Genomic DNA, 15,353 nt, shown 5'->3' with positions numbered 1-15,353 from the left:
CACTTCTGCTTTATTCTGAGGATCATTCACATCACATCTAAACTTTTGAGCTTTCGCAATTGAATTGCTTCAGCAACGAAAAAGAGTGTTTAAATTTGGCAACCATATTGCCTAAATTTTAAAACACCCCTTTCACTTTACATACGCTTAAAAATTCACCTTGACGCTAAGTCCCGCCACCCAAGCATCATCAACCTCCTTCACGCCAGAAGGTTGGTAGATATATTGCAGGTTAGGTCTGAGCATCACCGCAGGTGACCATTGATAGGTATAGTTCAACTCAAGATTGAGTTCGTCATGTTGAATTGGGACATAATCGCTGGCTAGCGCGTCATAACTATAATAACCACGGCCTTCGTTGGTGGCTATTTGCTTATCCGTCACACGGTCATTCACCACATAGTTAGCTAAACCCAAGCCAATCGAATCATTGGGGCGACTGTCAAAAGGGCCTTTATACCAAAGTGCCAGCTGTTGTGTGCTTTCTACAGCGGTCGTGTCTCGGTCATTGATGACCCCATTAAAACTAATATATAAACCACGTTTAGAATCAGCTCCGTATTGGGTCAGTTGCTGTTGAGCATTCAGCCAGAAACTATATTTTCCATCATGGATTTCCCCTGATATACCCACATCTTTAGCTTCTGCTGTGGAATATAATGCACCGAGTTTATATTCGCCCGGTAAAGCGTTAAATGTGGCAAGTTTAGGCTTCCATGCCAGTTCAACCGGAATCGTGGCCCCTTCAACATTGTCCATATCTAGATTAAAGCCATCACTGTCTGAGTCTGTTTTGACATTATCTGGGTTGACTTCATAGACCCCAACGCCAAGTGACCAGTCTGGTGCAAATTGGTATTTAACATTAGTGCCCCATAAGCTGACAGGCCAGTTATACCAAATCGAACCAATGGATTTCCCAAGCTGCCCACCACATAAAAGTAAATTCTGAAATTCACATTGTGAGCTGTTAAAGTCATCGGACATGCCCATCCGACCAATCTTGAATTGGACATGGTTGTCATCAAATCCTGTTTTGATCCATGCTTGGGTTAAACGCCAGATTTTGCCGCGACCGTAAATTTCCTGGCTGTTACCCAAGGTGCTGGCACGAGGATCTTTAATTCGCTCTAAAGTTAAAGAATTACCATCACGTTTGGTCAGCATGATTGCTGCGGTGGTATTTTCCCAACCTGCAATTTTGTTTAAATCAAAATTGGCACCTAAGGTCAACTGCGCAGCATTGTCAAAACTTTTGTCTTCGTTATAACCGCCAGCCAGATTAGTGGCTGACTGGCTCATAATCGAAGCAGTAAATTTATAACCTTTATTTTCCAGTTGCTTCCGTTCACCGTTCCAATCACCGAATAACCATTGACGATCTGCCGAATAAAATTCATTGGCTGAAGCCAATTGGCAACCTAATAATGCCAATGACAATGTGACAAGTTTTAAAATAGGTGGTTTTAATAACTGTTCTTGCATAACCAAACATCCTTTTTTGTGAGGAAAGCTCTAAATGTGAGCTTCCCATGCAGTTTTTATCACTTCACTCGAACCGCTGAACTCAATTCAGAAGTCGCACCCAAATGGTCTGTGACAGTGGCAGTTACATTAGCAATGCCACTAGTTGCCTTCAAAATCGCCTGAGCTTTGCCTTGTACATTGGTCGTTACAACTTGCGTACCTAAATACTGCTCTGCTTCTTGGCTATTCGCCTGACGATTAGCAAAGAACTCAACCTGATAGCGTTGATTCGGTTGCGCCTGAACTTCAGCCATGACTTGACCTTTGCTATAACTCAAACGCGGTGCCTGAATACTCTGGTTTGGCATCGCGTTACAGCCTTGCTGGTTTGGTTGAGTGCAGGTTTTTTGCAATTTGGCATTTTCAATCACTACACCACCACCACGAGAACCCACAAAATCTGCATGTTCTAAAGCTGGCACAGCAAAAACAATGGCACCTAAACGCTGATTGGGTACACATGATCCACCCGCTTCACAGCGTTTAATATCTTTAGCGTTATTCCAAATTAAATTTTTAGTCAAAGTAGTACGTGCATTGGCATCTTTTTCTGAACGAATGGCTATTCCTAAACGGTTACCATGAACTTTGTTGCTGTCAAAAATGTTGCCATCACCCGTAAGGTTAAAACCAATCGAGTTATTGGTCAGTTCGTTATAGGCGATGTAATTGCGCTTGCCCCAATTGATTTGTAAACCATCAGAGTAGTTTTCAAATTTGTTTCCTACTACAGCATTGTCATTGCCCCACAGGATTTCAATGCCTTGAGACGGTTCTGGATTGGCTTTAGTTGAAGTAAACAGGTTGTTGGCCACAAGGTTAAATGCTGCACCACGGGTGAGCTCAAGACCATCACCGTTATCCACAAACAGATTGTTCAGAACTTTATTATTATTGGTGGTGGTTGAGGTCGGATTGCCCTTGCCATCATCACCGGTCAGCATTACGCCCGAACCACCATAGTTATTACTAATGCGGTTATGTTGAATCAAGTTATTGCTTGAACGGTTCACCAAAACGCCAATACAGAAACGACGAATATCGAGTCCTTTTAAAGTCACACCATTCACATCTTGCAAAACGAGACCAGGTAAAGTCGTGGTACGGACATTGGTGCCATACTGTTCAGGGTTTGCCCCCGGACATGCTTTAGCCCCCTCGCCTTTAATATAGTTTGAACCATCAATAGCAATAAACTCGCCCGTTTTGTCCCATTGCGCCCCAATGATCTTCACTGAGGACTTAATCGGCGGTAAAGGCTGATTCAGTTTAATCGCATAGGGTGCTTTACCCACAGCCTGGATTTGAATTTCATTTTCTTGCATCGCATTGCTATTGGATTGTTCAATCGCCCAACGCAGTGAACCCTTTGCACTATCGTCTTGATAGCGATCCACAATATATGTTTCTGCACTGGAAAAACCTGATGCCGCTAAACTCAAAACCAATGTGGTTAAACGTAAGGTTGATGGTTTCATATTTAAAATCCTTTTCTATACTTGAAGATCAATAACACAGTGCATTAAGGGGTCGGTTGTACTGTTTTCAGCAACTGTTTGAGTTGAGTCACATCAATTTGACCCGGCGCAGATGCTTCACCAATCATGCCGAAACTCAAACTGCCGCCCATATTGGCAGTCGCGACACGCGAAATTGTACCCAACTGTCCCATCGACATAGTCAGCAGTGGTTTTTGACTTTTTTGACTGACGGCCAAAGTGGCATTCATGAGGGTAAAGACATCTTGTTTTGACTTTGGCATCACCGCAATTTTAAGAATATCTGCCCCCATCTGATCTTGTCTCAGCAGGCGGTTTTCTATGTCCTGTTGGTCAGGTGTTTTGGAAAAATCATGATTCGACATGATCACCAACACTTTCTTGTCATGTGCCAACTTCGTTAATTTCGCTACACTTCCAGCATTGCGAAACATTTCGATATCCAGCAATTGCATAAATGGTTTTTTCAAATATTCACGATAAATCTTTTCATAGTCCTGGTCAGACACCGTCATTTTTCCACCTTCGTTATGGGTACGAATGGTCGCGATCAACGGTTTCTCTTTTAAAATTTGATTCAGCTGTTGACCCAATGCAATCACTTTTTTGGTGTCGGCCGAGAATTCCAGTAAGTCGATGCGAAACTCAGCCACATCTGCATTTGGATTACTGGCAATCACCTGTGCTTGAGCAATCGCCTGCTCTGCTGTTTTTGCGGTAATTGGTACAATGGTTTTGACAGGTAAGTCACCAATATTGAGGTTTTTCACCACATAATGTCGGGCACTTAATTGAACCGCTTCTGCTGCAAATGCTGGCATTGCCGCTAAAACAGCACTGCTTAAGCAAAGTTGCATCGCAATTTTTTTAATTTTCATCATTACATTTCCTTGTATTTACAAACTTACTGCCTGACTTCTGTCGTAAACGGCAAATATACGTGGGATGGATGAAATGGGTCATACCATCACCACGCATAAACTTGAATCATTTCAACAAGAGCAATAATGAACTAGCTGCTCTTGTCAATTCCGACAATTAGATATCTAAGAAAACCGTTTCGTCTTCGCCTTGCACACGAATATCAAAGCGATACACCACTTCACCATCACGTTCTTCACGCTTGGCAATAAGAGTTTGACGACGAGGTGCCCACTCAATACCTTTCAGCACTGGGTCTTGTGCATTCGCTTCGGCTTCATCTTCAAAATAGACGCGGGTGTTCAAACCGATGTTGATACCACGTGCAAAGATAATCAGTGCAATATGCGGGGCTTGAGTTGTACCTTTACGCCCCGGAACCGCACCCGGTTTAACGGTATTAAAACTCCAAAAACCAGTTTCGAAGTCAGCCCCTGTACGTCCCCAACCAAGGAAGTTTGGATCGACCACTTTGCCTTGAATATCAGCCGCACTTGGATAGACACCGTTGGCATCCGCCTGCCAAATTTCAATCAATACATCACGTAGCGGTAAACCTAGACCGTCGAACACTTGACCTTCTAAACGAATACGTTCACCTAATGTTTTTTCTTGAACCAACTGATTGTTAAAGTTGTTTTCAAAGACTTCAATGTTGGCTTGTTGTGGCAACAAACCAATGTGTACATATGGGCCCCCTGTTTGAGATGGCGTTTCATGCAATTCTCGAAAGTTCCAATGGTTCATGTTGTTCTCCCTGAATTAAGTCAAATCATTTTCGAAATAAGTCGCACGACGACCACGTAAAGTGATGTCAAAGCGGTAACAACGGCTGTCTGCTTCAATGAAGTTGCTCTTGTCTTCCAAGGCAATCAATGCACGACGTTGTTCTTCCGAAGGAATAGTTTTAATAATTGGACACGAATCAATCAGCGTATCGCCTTCAAAGTAGAACTGCGAAATAAGACGTTGCGCCCAACCATCGGCAATCAAAGAGAAATGGATGTGCGCAGGACGCCATTCATTAATACGGTTACGCCAAGGGTATGGACCTGGCTTAATGGTACGGAATACAAAATAGCCATTGGCATCGGTCATCATGCGTCCACAGCCGCCAAAGTTCGGGTCCATTGCACCAATAAACTGATCATTTGGATGACGATAACGACCAGAAGCATTGGCTTGCCACACTTCTAGCAAAGCATTTTTTACAGGACGACCGAACTGATCACGAACATAGCCATGCACAATAATGCGCTCGCCAATCGGTAAACCTTCTTTGGCATAGTTCAAAATCAAATCATTATCTTTAGGTCCAAACTGCTCCGCACTAAACTGTGGTGAAGTCACTTCAGTTAAGGTTTCTGCAATCGAAATCAAAGCATTTTTTGGCGAGCGTAATACACTGGTTTTATAGCCGGGTGCATATGCTGGCGGATGATCTTCGGTATTGCGTTGTGCATAAGCACCTAAAATAAGTTGTGACATGTGAAGTCCCTCTTAATCTTGTTCCATTACTCTTGATTCGTTTGTGCTTGGCTAAGCTGCTGCTCGCTCAGCTTTTGCGGGGCAATGCCCAAATCTGCAAAAACCTCTTCTGCCATGTGCATAGCTGCATTGGCTGCGGGTAAACCTGCATACAGTGAACAGTGCAAAATCAACTCTTTTAAGTCGTCCTTGGTCACACCATTGTTAAAACAAGCACGTAAATGCATACGCAATTCGTCTTCACGGCCTAGTGCTAATAAAACTGCAATAGTGACTAAGCTACGGGTATGACGCGGCATGCCCGGTCTAGACCAGACTTCGCCCCACGCAAAACGGCTAATAAAGTTTTGGAAGTCGGCATTGAAATCATTCAAGTTCTCAAGTGAACGACCGACATGCTTTTCACCCAACACTTCAGTGCGTACGGTGATTCCTTGTTCATAACGTTGTTCATCATTCATTGGGGACACCTCAATTAGGTCGAATCTGTATGTGCAACCAGCGATTTAACAAAGATAGCGATTGCTGCTGCTGTTGCAGGAATTAACAGCAAACTTAAAATGGCAGTAAATGACCAGTCATTACCCAGTAAAACTGCGCCAATCCAAGCCCCAAATACTGCACCAAAACGACCAATCCCAGACATCCACGCCACGCCTGTTGCACGGCATTGTGTTGGATAAAAACGAGCACTCAATGCTGGCATAGCCGACTGTGCACCATTAATGGCAACACCTGCACAAAGCACTAAAATGGCAAGTAATGTCGGGTTAGCTAGGCTCTGCCCTACAGCAAATGCAAAGATCCCAGCGACAAAGTAAAAGCCTGCAATAATACGGTTTGGATTGAAACGATCCATTGCCCAACCAATAAATAAAGCACTGAGTACACCGCCAAATTGGAATAAACCACCGATAAATGCAGCACGTTCCATGGTTGCGCCAGTTTCACGCATTAAGGTTGGTAACCAACTGGTGAGCAGATAAATCATCACCAAACCCATGAAATAAGTCAGCCACAGTAAAACTGTACCTTTGACATATTTCTGAGAGAACAACATGCCAAACACGCCTTTCTTCTCGGCACCGTCAGTTTCTTCTTCAGGCACATGAAACTCGGTTGCACCCTGTACTTGAGTCGGTGCAATACGTGACAAAATTTGATGTACTTTTGCCTTATCACGACCCTTCACAATTAAGAAACGATAGGATTCTGGTAGGAAGAAAATCACGACTAACATCAAGATGAGTGGTGACCAACCGCCTAGTAAAAATAGGCTGTGCCAACCAAATGTCGGAATTAACCAACTACTGATGAAACCACCTGTTGCCATACCCAGGTTGTAACCACAGAACATGCAAGTGACGAGCAAAGAGCGAGAGCGCTGTGGGCAATATTCAGAAAATAGCGTAGTCGCATTTGGCATCGCTGCACCCAAACCAATCCCGGTTAAGAAGCGCAAGACCACCAGGGTATTCAGGTCAGTTGCATAGGCGGATGCAAGAGTAAAACCACCAAAAATTAGCATCGATACACTTAAAACAATCTTGCGTCCAAAGCGGTCAGCCGTCGGACCAGACACCAAAGCACCAATAATCATGCCGCCTAAGGCCGCACTCATGACTGGACCCAGTTGCGAGCGGTCAATCCCCCAGTCTTGTGCCAAGGCTGGAGCAATAAAACCCATTGCCGCAGTATCAATACCGTCAACAAAAACAATGAGAAAACATACAATTGCAATCAACCACTGATACTTGCTAATCGGTGCATCATTAATCAGTGCTTGTGCGTCTATACTCGTTTTTTGAGTAGCGTATTCCTGAGACGCCATACCTGCCTCCTTGGGCTGAAAGTCCTTTTAAAAATTCTTGAACTATTGAATTGATCCAATAAACTGACTGAGGGTTTGAGTAAACTGCTCGGGCTGCTCAATATTGGAAAGATGCGATGCATCTATCAACGCTAATTCACTATTTTGAATCTGTTGTTGCATATAGATGCCATCGGCCACTGTAGTGACCGGGTCAAACACCCCAGCGATGATCAAAGTCGGAACTGTAATCTGCTGAATTTCGGTGCTCAGATCCGCTTTTGCCAATGCTCGACAAGATTCTGCATATCCCAGCGCTGGCGTAGTGGCTAAAGACTGAATGGTGCGCTGTACCAAAGTATTGTTTTGATAATCAAACTGTTCGCTAAACCAGCGTGCATGTGTAGTCGCTACCAGATCTGCTAAGCCATTGGCCGTTACGGCATCGGCACGTGCACTCCACCCTTCTTCAGTCCAGATTTTAGCTGCTGAGTTCGCCACAGTTATGCTATGAAAACGATCTGCATGATGAATACCAAGCCATAAAGCGGCCATGCCGCCCATTGAAATCCCGCAGAAATGTGCTTTTTCAATGTTTAAACCGTTTAAAATATCAATTACATCTTCTGCAAGATTTTGTACAGTGGTCTCCTCAATTACATCGCTTTGACCGTGACCACGGGTGTCATAAGTCACTACTTTGAACTGTTGTTCGAAGGCAGTAACTTGTGGCTGCCACATGCCTTTATCGGTACCGAGAGAGTTTGAAAATACAATTACAGGTGCATTTTCTTGTCCGCTCACTTGTACAGCCAAGTGTTTGTCTTGACGATTGGTCATCGTGATATTCACATTGCCTCTCCCTTTGCTTCCTGCAAAACCGCATCAATCTGATCTTGAATATTGCCTAGATAGGACGCTGGTTCAAAAATTTCTGAAATCTGAGCTGCACTAAAATAGGTTGTGACTCGATCAAGTTCAGTAATGACCTCTTTTAAGTGAATAGCTTTTTCAACGGCTGTTTTACATGCAGCTTCAACCACATGATGGGCCTGTAAGCGTCCCATATGTGGTGCCAAAGCCATCATCACGGCTTCCGCCATGATTAAGCCTTGGGTACATTCCAAGTTGCGTTGCATATTTTCCGCATGGACTTGCATGCCTTGTAAAACGTCCAAAGTCCGCTCCAAAGCGCCTGCGCAAAGCTGGAAAATTTCAGGCAATGCCAGCCATTCTGCATGCCATCCACCTAAACTACGCTCATGCTCTTGCACCATGCTCTGGTACAAACTCGACATCAACACAGGCACACGATTGGCCGCCGCCAAAACGGATGCCGCAGCGACAGGATTACGTTTATGCGGCATGGTCGATGACCCTCCACGCCCTTTTGCTGTGGGTTCAAAGATTTCAGCAATCTCTGTTTGCATCATCAACGACCAGTCACGCGCCATTTTCCCTAAACTGCCGGTCACCATGGCTAAAACACTCGCAATCTCAACAATACGATCCCGCTCACCATGCCAAGTACAGCTTGGGGTTGAAAGCTGTAACTGTCCTGAAAATGCTTGCACAACTGCAGTACCTTGATTTTGCAAAGATGCCAATGAACCCACAGCACCGCCCAACTGAGCAGTAAACACGCGTGATTTCATGGATTCAATACGGGCCAAATCACGATCAAATGCTGAAGCCCAACGCGCGAATTTATGCCCTAAAGTAATCGGTAAACCTTGCTGCAACCACGTGCGTCCAATCATCACTTGCGAGCGATATTGTTCAGCTTGGGTCAATGCAGTGCGGTAACATTGATGAATTAAAGATTCAACCTGTTGCAACGCAGCCCGACATTGCAAAATACAAGCAGTATCTAAAATGTCTTGACTGGTTGCACCCCAATGCACATAACGTGCAGCATCTTCATCGCTTTGTTTCACAATCGCAGTCAATTGCTTTACAAAAGGAATCGCGATATTGCCCGCCAAACCTGTTGCCACGGCTAAAGTATCAAAATCAATCTGATCAATCGCGGTCTGCGCAATTTGAGAAATTGCGATTGCTGCAGATGCTGGAATGACACCAACCTGAGCCTGCGCTTGTGCCAAAGCAACTTCAGCCTCAATCATGTAAGACACCAAAGCGCGATCACTGAAAATTTCAGTCACCTCGTTTTGGTAAAATAAGCTGGCATATAACTGGCTCATGATCGCTATCCTTAAATCTGCTTTAAACGCGCTGAATAATCATTGCAATGCCTTGACCGACACCAATACACATTGAACACAAGGCATACTTACCACCGGTTTGTTCTAATTGATTTAATGCCGTTGTGATCAAACGTGCACCCGATGCACCCAGTGGATGACCGATCGCAATTGCGCCACCGTTTGGATTCACCTGTGTCGTATCATCCGCTAAACCAAGATCACGTGTTACAGCAAGTGCCTGTGCTGCAAAAGCTTCATTTAGCTCTATCACATCCATCTGCTCTAATGTCAGATTGGCTTGTTTCAATAACTTTTTAATGGCAGGTGCTGGAGCAAAGCCCATGATGCGTGGTTCTACACCCACTGCCGTTGAAGCAATAATTTTGGCACGTGCTTTGAGCTGATACTGTTCAATTGCTTGTTCTGAAGCAATCAGTACTGCAGCTGCACCGTCATTGATACCTGAAGCATTTCCCGCTGTGACGCTGCCCTCTGCTGTCACCACTGGCTTGAGTTTTGCCAAACCTTCTAAGGTGGTAGATGCACGTGGATGTTCATCGCTATCTACCACAATTGGATCACCTTTACGCTGTGGAATATTCACGGAGATGATTTCATGTTTAAAGAAGCCTTTTGCCTGAGCGACTGCTGTACGCTGTTGACTTGTCAAGGCAAAATGGTCTTGATCTGCACGATCAATATTAAATTGTTTTGCCACGTTTTCAGCAGTTTGCGGCATAGTGTCCACACCATACATCGCTTTCAGCTTTGGATTAATAAAACGCCAGCCCATGGTGGTGTCTTCAATCTTTTGGTTACGCCCATAAGCAGTTTCTGATTTGCCCATCACAAAAGGTGCACGGGACATACTTTCCACGCCACCTGCAATGATCAGATCCGCTTCACCCGCTTTAATTGCACGGGCTGCCATCGCAATGGCATCCAGTGATGAACCACATAAACGGTTCACCGTCGTGGCAGGAACTTCAACCGGTAAACCTGCAAGCAATGCTGACATACGACCGACATTACGGTTATCCTCACCCGCCTGGTTGGCACAGCCATAGATCACGTCATCGACTTGGGTCCAATCTACACTTGGATTACGTTGCATCAGCGCTTGAATCGGCACTGCACCCAAGTCATCGGCACGTACTGCTGCGAGTCCACCCGCATAACGGCCAAATGGAGTACGAATGGCATCGATGATATAAGCATTTTTCATAGTTCATTTTCCCTTTGAATCTCCCTAACCCTCTGCTTTTAGGAGAGCGTTAGGATGAGGTTCATTTATCCCTGCGTCGCATCCACCAAAGTGGCACCCGTCATCGCCTGCAATTCTACAAAGCTTAAGCCTTCGACTTTATCAATCACTTTTAAACCTTCAGCGGTCACATCAATCACACACAGGTCGGTGTAGATGCGGTCTACACACTTCAAACCTGTCGCTGGATAGCTCAGTTCAGCCACAATCTTTGGTTCACCTTGTTTGGTCACATGATCGGTGGTGATAAAGACTTTCTTGGCACCAACGGCTAAGTCCATCGCACCGCCCACCGCAGGAATCGCATCAGGTGCACCGGTATGCCAATTGGCTAAGTCACCATTGGCTGCCACTTGAAAGGCACCAAGGACTGCAATATCTAAGTGACCACCACGCATCATGGCAAAAGAATCACCATGATGGAAAAAGCTGCCGCCTTGCAGCATGGTCACATATTCTTTACCTGCATTGATCAGTTCAGGGTCTTCTTGGCCTTTTTCTGGTGGTGGGCCAAAAGCCAACAATCCATTTTCAGAATGTAAGAACACATCCTTGTCTGAAGGAAGATAGCTGGCAATCTTGGTGGGCAAGCCAATGCCTAAATTGACATAAGCCCCATCAGGGATATCTTGTGCCACACGTTCTGCAATTTGGTTACGGCTGAGTTTTTGATAGCTCATGATGTTCTCCAGATTACACAGCAACAGGTTCAGGCTGAACCTGCACCACGTGTTGAACAAATATCCCAGGGGTGATGATGTGCTCTGGGTCTAAAGCCCCTAAGTCCACCACTTCAGAGACTTGAGCAATGGTGACGCCCGCTGCCATCGCCATAATCGGGCCGAAGTTCCGTGCAGATTTACGGTAAATCAAATTGCCCCAACGGTCGCCTTGCTGGGCTTTAATCAAAGCAAAGTCGGCTTTGATTGGATATTCAAGTACATAATCTTTACCGTCGATGTGACGGGTTTCTTTGCCTTCAGCCAATAATGTGCCATAGCCGGTTGGGGTGAACACTGCACCTAGGCCCATACCAGCCGCTTGAATACGACAAGCCAAGTTGCCTTGTGGGACCAGTTCTAACTCAATTTTGCCTGCGCGATAGAGTTCATCGAAAACCCAAGAATCTGACTGACGCGGGAACGAACAGATAACTTTTTTAACAGCACCAGCTTTGAGTAATTTCGCCAGACCATAGTCGCCATTGCCTGCGTTGTTGCTGACAATTGTCAGATCTTTAATACCGAGTTGAATTAAGCCATCAATTAGTTCAGCAGGTTGTCCTGCTGTACCAAAACCACCAATCATGATGGTTGAGCCGTCGGTGATTTGGGAGAGCACTTCCGCGAGGGATGCGGCGCTTTTATCTATCATTAGATAACTCCATTGTGCATCATGCAAATTTGAAAAGGCGCAGAAAACCAACTTGTACTGGAGGATGATTCAGCTAAAACGACATTCCCTAGTTTTTTAGTTTGATTTCCTTGTCCGTTCATTCTTTATAATTTCTTTACTTTGGGCTAGATAGTAATTACATGTTTTGTTCGATCATCGAACATTTTATCTATTTATCGCACAAAATCTGATTAATACGGTCTGGTTTCACGCTATAGTAAAAATATACAGAAAGAAAATGGAGAAAGAGTCAGTATGAGTAAAACAGTACAACACAGCGAAAAGCAGCTGCACAATCAAGACAATAAAAAAAATATTCGGCACGAAGACTTTGTCGCTGGCATCAGTAAAGGCATGGCCATTCTGGACAGCTTTGGTACTGACCGACATCGTTTAAATATTTCTATGGCTGCAGAACGCACCGGCATGACACGGGCTGCTGCACGACGCCATTTACTCACCCTTGAATATTTAGGTTATTTAGAATCGGATGGTCATTATTTTTACTTAACCCCAAAGATTTTGAAATTTTCAGGCTCTTATCTTGGTGGTGCTCAACTTCCTAAAATTTCTCAACCCTTGCTCAATCTGCTAACCAATCAGACCTCTTTGATCTTTTCAGTTATGGTACTAGATGGATATGAAGCTATTACGATAGCTCGCAGTGCAGCACATCAACAAACAGACCGCGTTAATCCCTATGGTTTACATTTAGGAAACCGTTTACCTGCACATGCTACCTCTGCAGGAAAAATTTTATTAGCACATTTAGAACTAAATGAACAACAAGAATGGTTAGAAAAATATCCTTTACAACGAATAACTAAATATACGCATACTGAAAATGAGCCATTTCTAAAGCTTTTGTATGAAATAAAAGAACATGATTGGTGTTATTCATGTGAAGAACATGAACTTGGCGTACATGCACTTGCTGTGCCTATTTATGATCACAAGTCTCAAGTAATCGCAGCATTAAACATTGTTTCACCAACTATACGAACAACCAAAGAATACTTAATCCAGAATATTCTACCCTTACTTCAGGAAACAGCTCGAGAATTGCGTAATATTTTATAATATATCAATTAAAATTTAACGGTATTTCAAATACTAAGATTTCAAAGTAAGGATATTATCCCAATAGGGAGGACTTCCAATTTCCTTTAATATAAAATCTAAAACGGTTCTCACCTTTTTTGGGCACTGTTGCAAATAATACTCAAGTATGTAACTTTAAACTACGCTCTATAGTTACAAAAGAATCATTATTCATTTAAGGGCTAAAAATATAGGCTATTTTTTTAGAAAATATTTTTTAATCTTATGCACTATAATTTTCATTGAAAAAACTTATCCTAAAACTATTTTTGATTAGTATTAAGGATAGAGAGTATTTAACCTAGGGCGTGTCATCAATTAATTTGAGGAAAACCGTCTTGTCCCCATTATACTTTTATGACTAAACGCTATGCATTAAGAGATGATCATAGCTAATGCCATATTTACAATACCAGCGCACAGCCCAAAGAATGATTTAGCCCTGAAAATGCCGACCATGGAAAGGATTCACATGCTGCACCTTTAGCTAAAACAGTCTTCAGCTTACCATTCGTGGTTATTTGCAACAGTGCCAATAAGAGTTCAAATATTCTATTTAATTGTCATTAAACCGGATTCTGGCAGGGTGATATATGGAAAATTTGGACGAATTAAAAAGCCTGCATTTGCGGGCTTTTTAATGTCTGGTTTGGAGTTAGTTATTTTTCTTTTCTAATTTTTGGGCAACGGCTAATTCACATTCTACTGGATGGAAGCTGACCAGATCTGCCGATGTACTTAACTTGCCATTTTCACGGTCGAAAATAAAAGAGACAGAACATTTTTGATTTGCCTGATCGGTGATTTGAACACCGTAATACCAGGTTTCCGCATCGCTAATCACTACGACGTTTTTAGTCTCACCTAAATTTTCTTTTAATACCGCCTGAGTTGGGGTGCTAATTGCACTAGCAATAAAATCTAATGAAACAGGTTTGTGCTCAGTGATTTTAGAGGTGATTTCTGGACTAAACAGTTGGTAATCATTACTGATTAACTGTTCATGATTATGTGCGTTTGCCAGTGATGCTGCGGATAGTGCTAATATCAGCGTGATTAACTTGATTTTCATATTGTATCCCCATGATTCGAATATTTTAAAGTTTGAGTTTCTTTCAAATTTCTAAAATCATATACGATCTTAAAAATAATAAAGGGTTTGGAGATAAAATCTCATTTTTTTGTTTCACTCTGATGGGCATGCTGTTCCACAGTGGGAAAATATGCAGTCAGATCTTTAAGGATTTTGGGACAAATATATCGGAGACAGTTTATTTAACTGATGTTACGCATCCATTCTATATGTTGTAAATTTTAAAAAAATCGACCGCAACATGTAGTGGCGAAGATGCTCAAAAATACACTTATTGCGTAACATCAGTTATTTAAGTTAGGCTGCCAGTTTAGATTTGCTAAAATTTACATAACGCACGTTAGACAAATTGAGAAAAAAGCCAGTTCAATATGTACTGGCTTTTTAGTGTCACGTATATAAATCTAAGAATTGTTTTAATCGTTGCTAAGATGATGTTTCACGGCTTCTAAACCATTGATTTAAAGTTCAGGATTTTGACTGGCATGACCTTACTTTGGCGTGTGCTCTAAAATTACATTAGGCCATTCATTAAAGTTGTAAACCATAAATAGAAATGTCCGGTTTTCCATCAGATCATGAATAACGACATTCTTAATAAAAAACAATAAATTAAATAGTTGCTTAGTTTTCATAATGTATATATAGTGTATATACATTTTATTGTTTTAGTGCCTTTGGGAATAAATATCTTATGACTGATCAACCCAAAAAAATAAAGGCCAACAAAAAAGATGGGCAACTCTTAATTCGCATTAACAGCACTGAACGTGATGAGTTCATTCAATTGTGTGAAGCTATGGACACCAGTGCCGCTAGAGAATTAAGAAAATTTATCCGTAGTTTTATGAAAAAAAATCAGTCAGCGGATATTCATACCAAGGAGTGACATCATGTCGAAGCAAGTTAAAATCTTGAAACAGAAGATCAAAGCACGTCTTGAAAAGATTTCAAAACACAAAAACAAGTTAAATAAGCTCAAAAAGCAGCTTAAAAAACAGAAGTAATAGTGAGAATTAGTCTCACTAGAAAGTAAAAAAAAAGCTGA

The 15,353-nt window shown here is 42.8% G+C and carries 15 protein-coding genes and 1 pseudogene; 2 read left to right on the top strand and 14 right to left on the bottom strand.

Going from position 1 to position 15,353, the window contains the following annotated elements; genetic code table 11:
* Positions 1-147: 147 nt before the first annotated feature.
* From HLH14_RS13880 to HLH14_RS13825, 12 genes are all read right to left on the bottom strand, one after another.
* Positions 148-1,485, bottom strand: a complete 1,338-nt coding sequence (locus tag HLH14_RS13880) for a carbohydrate porin (protein ID WP_171533291.1) — start codon at positions 1,483-1,485, stop codon at positions 148-150.
* A gap of 59 nt (positions 1,486-1,544) precedes the next feature.
* The gene (locus tag HLH14_RS13875) at positions 1,545-3,005 is read right to left on the bottom strand and encodes a NosD domain-containing protein (RefSeq protein ID WP_171533290.1); all 1,461 of its coding nucleotides are present in this window, start codon (positions 3,003-3,005) and stop codon (positions 1,545-1,547) included.
* A 44-nt stretch (positions 3,006-3,049) separates the two neighbouring features.
* Positions 3,050-3,907: a type I 3-dehydroquinate dehydratase gene (aroD, locus tag HLH14_RS13870; RefSeq protein ID WP_171533289.1), complete on the bottom strand. Its 858-nt coding sequence runs from the start codon at positions 3,905-3,907 to the stop codon at positions 3,050-3,052.
* Between the two features lie 157 nt (positions 3,908-4,064).
* On the bottom strand, positions 4,065-4,694 hold the full coding sequence (pcaG, locus tag HLH14_RS13865; RefSeq protein ID WP_171533288.1) for a protocatechuate 3,4-dioxygenase subunit alpha: 630 nt from the start codon (positions 4,692-4,694) through the stop codon (positions 4,065-4,067).
* A gap of 15 nt (positions 4,695-4,709) precedes the next feature.
* Positions 4,710-5,435, bottom strand: a complete 726-nt coding sequence (pcaH, locus tag HLH14_RS13860; protein ID WP_171533287.1) for a protocatechuate 3,4-dioxygenase subunit beta — start codon at positions 5,433-5,435, stop codon at positions 4,710-4,712.
* Positions 5,436-5,461: 26 nt separating this feature from the next.
* Complete coding sequence (gene pcaC, locus HLH14_RS13855; protein WP_004694728.1) at positions 5,462-5,896, bottom strand: 4-carboxymuconolactone decarboxylase; 435 nt, start codon at positions 5,894-5,896, stop codon at positions 5,462-5,464.
* A 14-nt stretch (positions 5,897-5,910) separates the two neighbouring features.
* A complete protein-coding gene (locus tag HLH14_RS13850; RefSeq protein WP_171533286.1) occupies positions 5,911-7,266 on the bottom strand; it encodes a 4-hydroxybenzoate transporter PcaK in 1,356 nt (451 codons plus the stop codon).
* Positions 7,267-7,308: 42 nt separating this feature from the next.
* Entirely contained in the window at positions 7,309-8,085 is a 777-nt protein-coding gene (gene pcaD, locus HLH14_RS13845; RefSeq protein WP_214645443.1) for a 3-oxoadipate enol-lactonase, read from the bottom strand.
* Between the two features lie 8 nt (positions 8,086-8,093).
* A complete protein-coding gene (gene pcaB / locus HLH14_RS13840; protein WP_171533284.1) occupies positions 8,094-9,449 on the bottom strand; it encodes a 3-carboxy-cis,cis-muconate cycloisomerase in 1,356 nt (451 codons plus the stop codon).
* Between the two features lie 22 nt (positions 9,450-9,471).
* The gene (gene pcaF, locus HLH14_RS13835) at positions 9,472-10,677 is read right to left on the bottom strand and encodes a 3-oxoadipyl-CoA thiolase (protein WP_171533283.1); all 1,206 of its coding nucleotides are present in this window, start codon (positions 10,675-10,677) and stop codon (positions 9,472-9,474) included.
* Between the two features lie 65 nt (positions 10,678-10,742).
* Positions 10,743-11,396 carry a 3-oxoacid CoA-transferase subunit B gene (locus tag HLH14_RS13830; RefSeq protein WP_100355953.1) on the bottom strand — a complete coding sequence of 218 codons (654 nt, stop codon included), beginning with the start codon at positions 11,394-11,396 and terminating at the stop codon, positions 10,743-10,745.
* Positions 11,397-11,409: 13 nt separating this feature from the next.
* Positions 11,410-12,090, bottom strand: coding sequence for a 3-oxoacid CoA-transferase subunit A (locus HLH14_RS13825; RefSeq protein WP_171533282.1), 681 nt, complete (start codon positions 12,088-12,090; stop codon positions 11,410-11,412).
* A gap of 276 nt (positions 12,091-12,366) precedes the next feature.
* Between HLH14_RS13825 and pcaU the strand changes: the two genes are divergently transcribed.
* Entirely contained in the window at positions 12,367-13,191 is an 825-nt protein-coding gene (gene pcaU / locus HLH14_RS13820) for an IclR family transcriptional regulator PcaU (RefSeq protein WP_171533281.1), read from the top strand.
* 400 nt (positions 13,192-13,591) lie between these two features.
* Here the strand turns inward: pcaU and HLH14_RS13815 are convergent.
* Both HLH14_RS13815 and HLH14_RS13810 read right to left on the bottom strand, forming a co-directional pair.
* Positions 13,592-13,684 (bottom strand): annotated as a pseudogene (locus HLH14_RS13815) (IS6 family transposase); the annotation flags it as partial.
* Between the two features lie 183 nt (positions 13,685-13,867).
* On the bottom strand, positions 13,868-14,284 hold the full coding sequence (locus tag HLH14_RS13810; protein WP_171533280.1) for a hypothetical protein: 417 nt from the start codon (positions 14,282-14,284) through the stop codon (positions 13,868-13,870).
* Between the two features lie 715 nt (positions 14,285-14,999).
* Between HLH14_RS13810 and HLH14_RS13805 the strand changes: the two genes are divergently transcribed.
* Positions 15,000-15,194 carry a hypothetical protein gene (locus HLH14_RS13805; RefSeq protein WP_016165158.1) on the top strand — a complete coding sequence of 65 codons (195 nt, stop codon included), beginning with the start codon at positions 15,000-15,002 and terminating at the stop codon, positions 15,192-15,194.
* The last annotated feature ends 159 nt before the right edge of the window (positions 15,195-15,353 follow it).

Source organism: Acinetobacter terrae, from assembly GCF_013004375.1.
Classification (GTDB): Bacteria; Pseudomonadota; Gammaproteobacteria; order Pseudomonadales; family Moraxellaceae; genus Acinetobacter; species Acinetobacter terrae.
The sequence above is the reverse complement of the archived record's forward strand: the minus strand, read 5'-3'. Positions and strand labels throughout refer to the sequence as shown.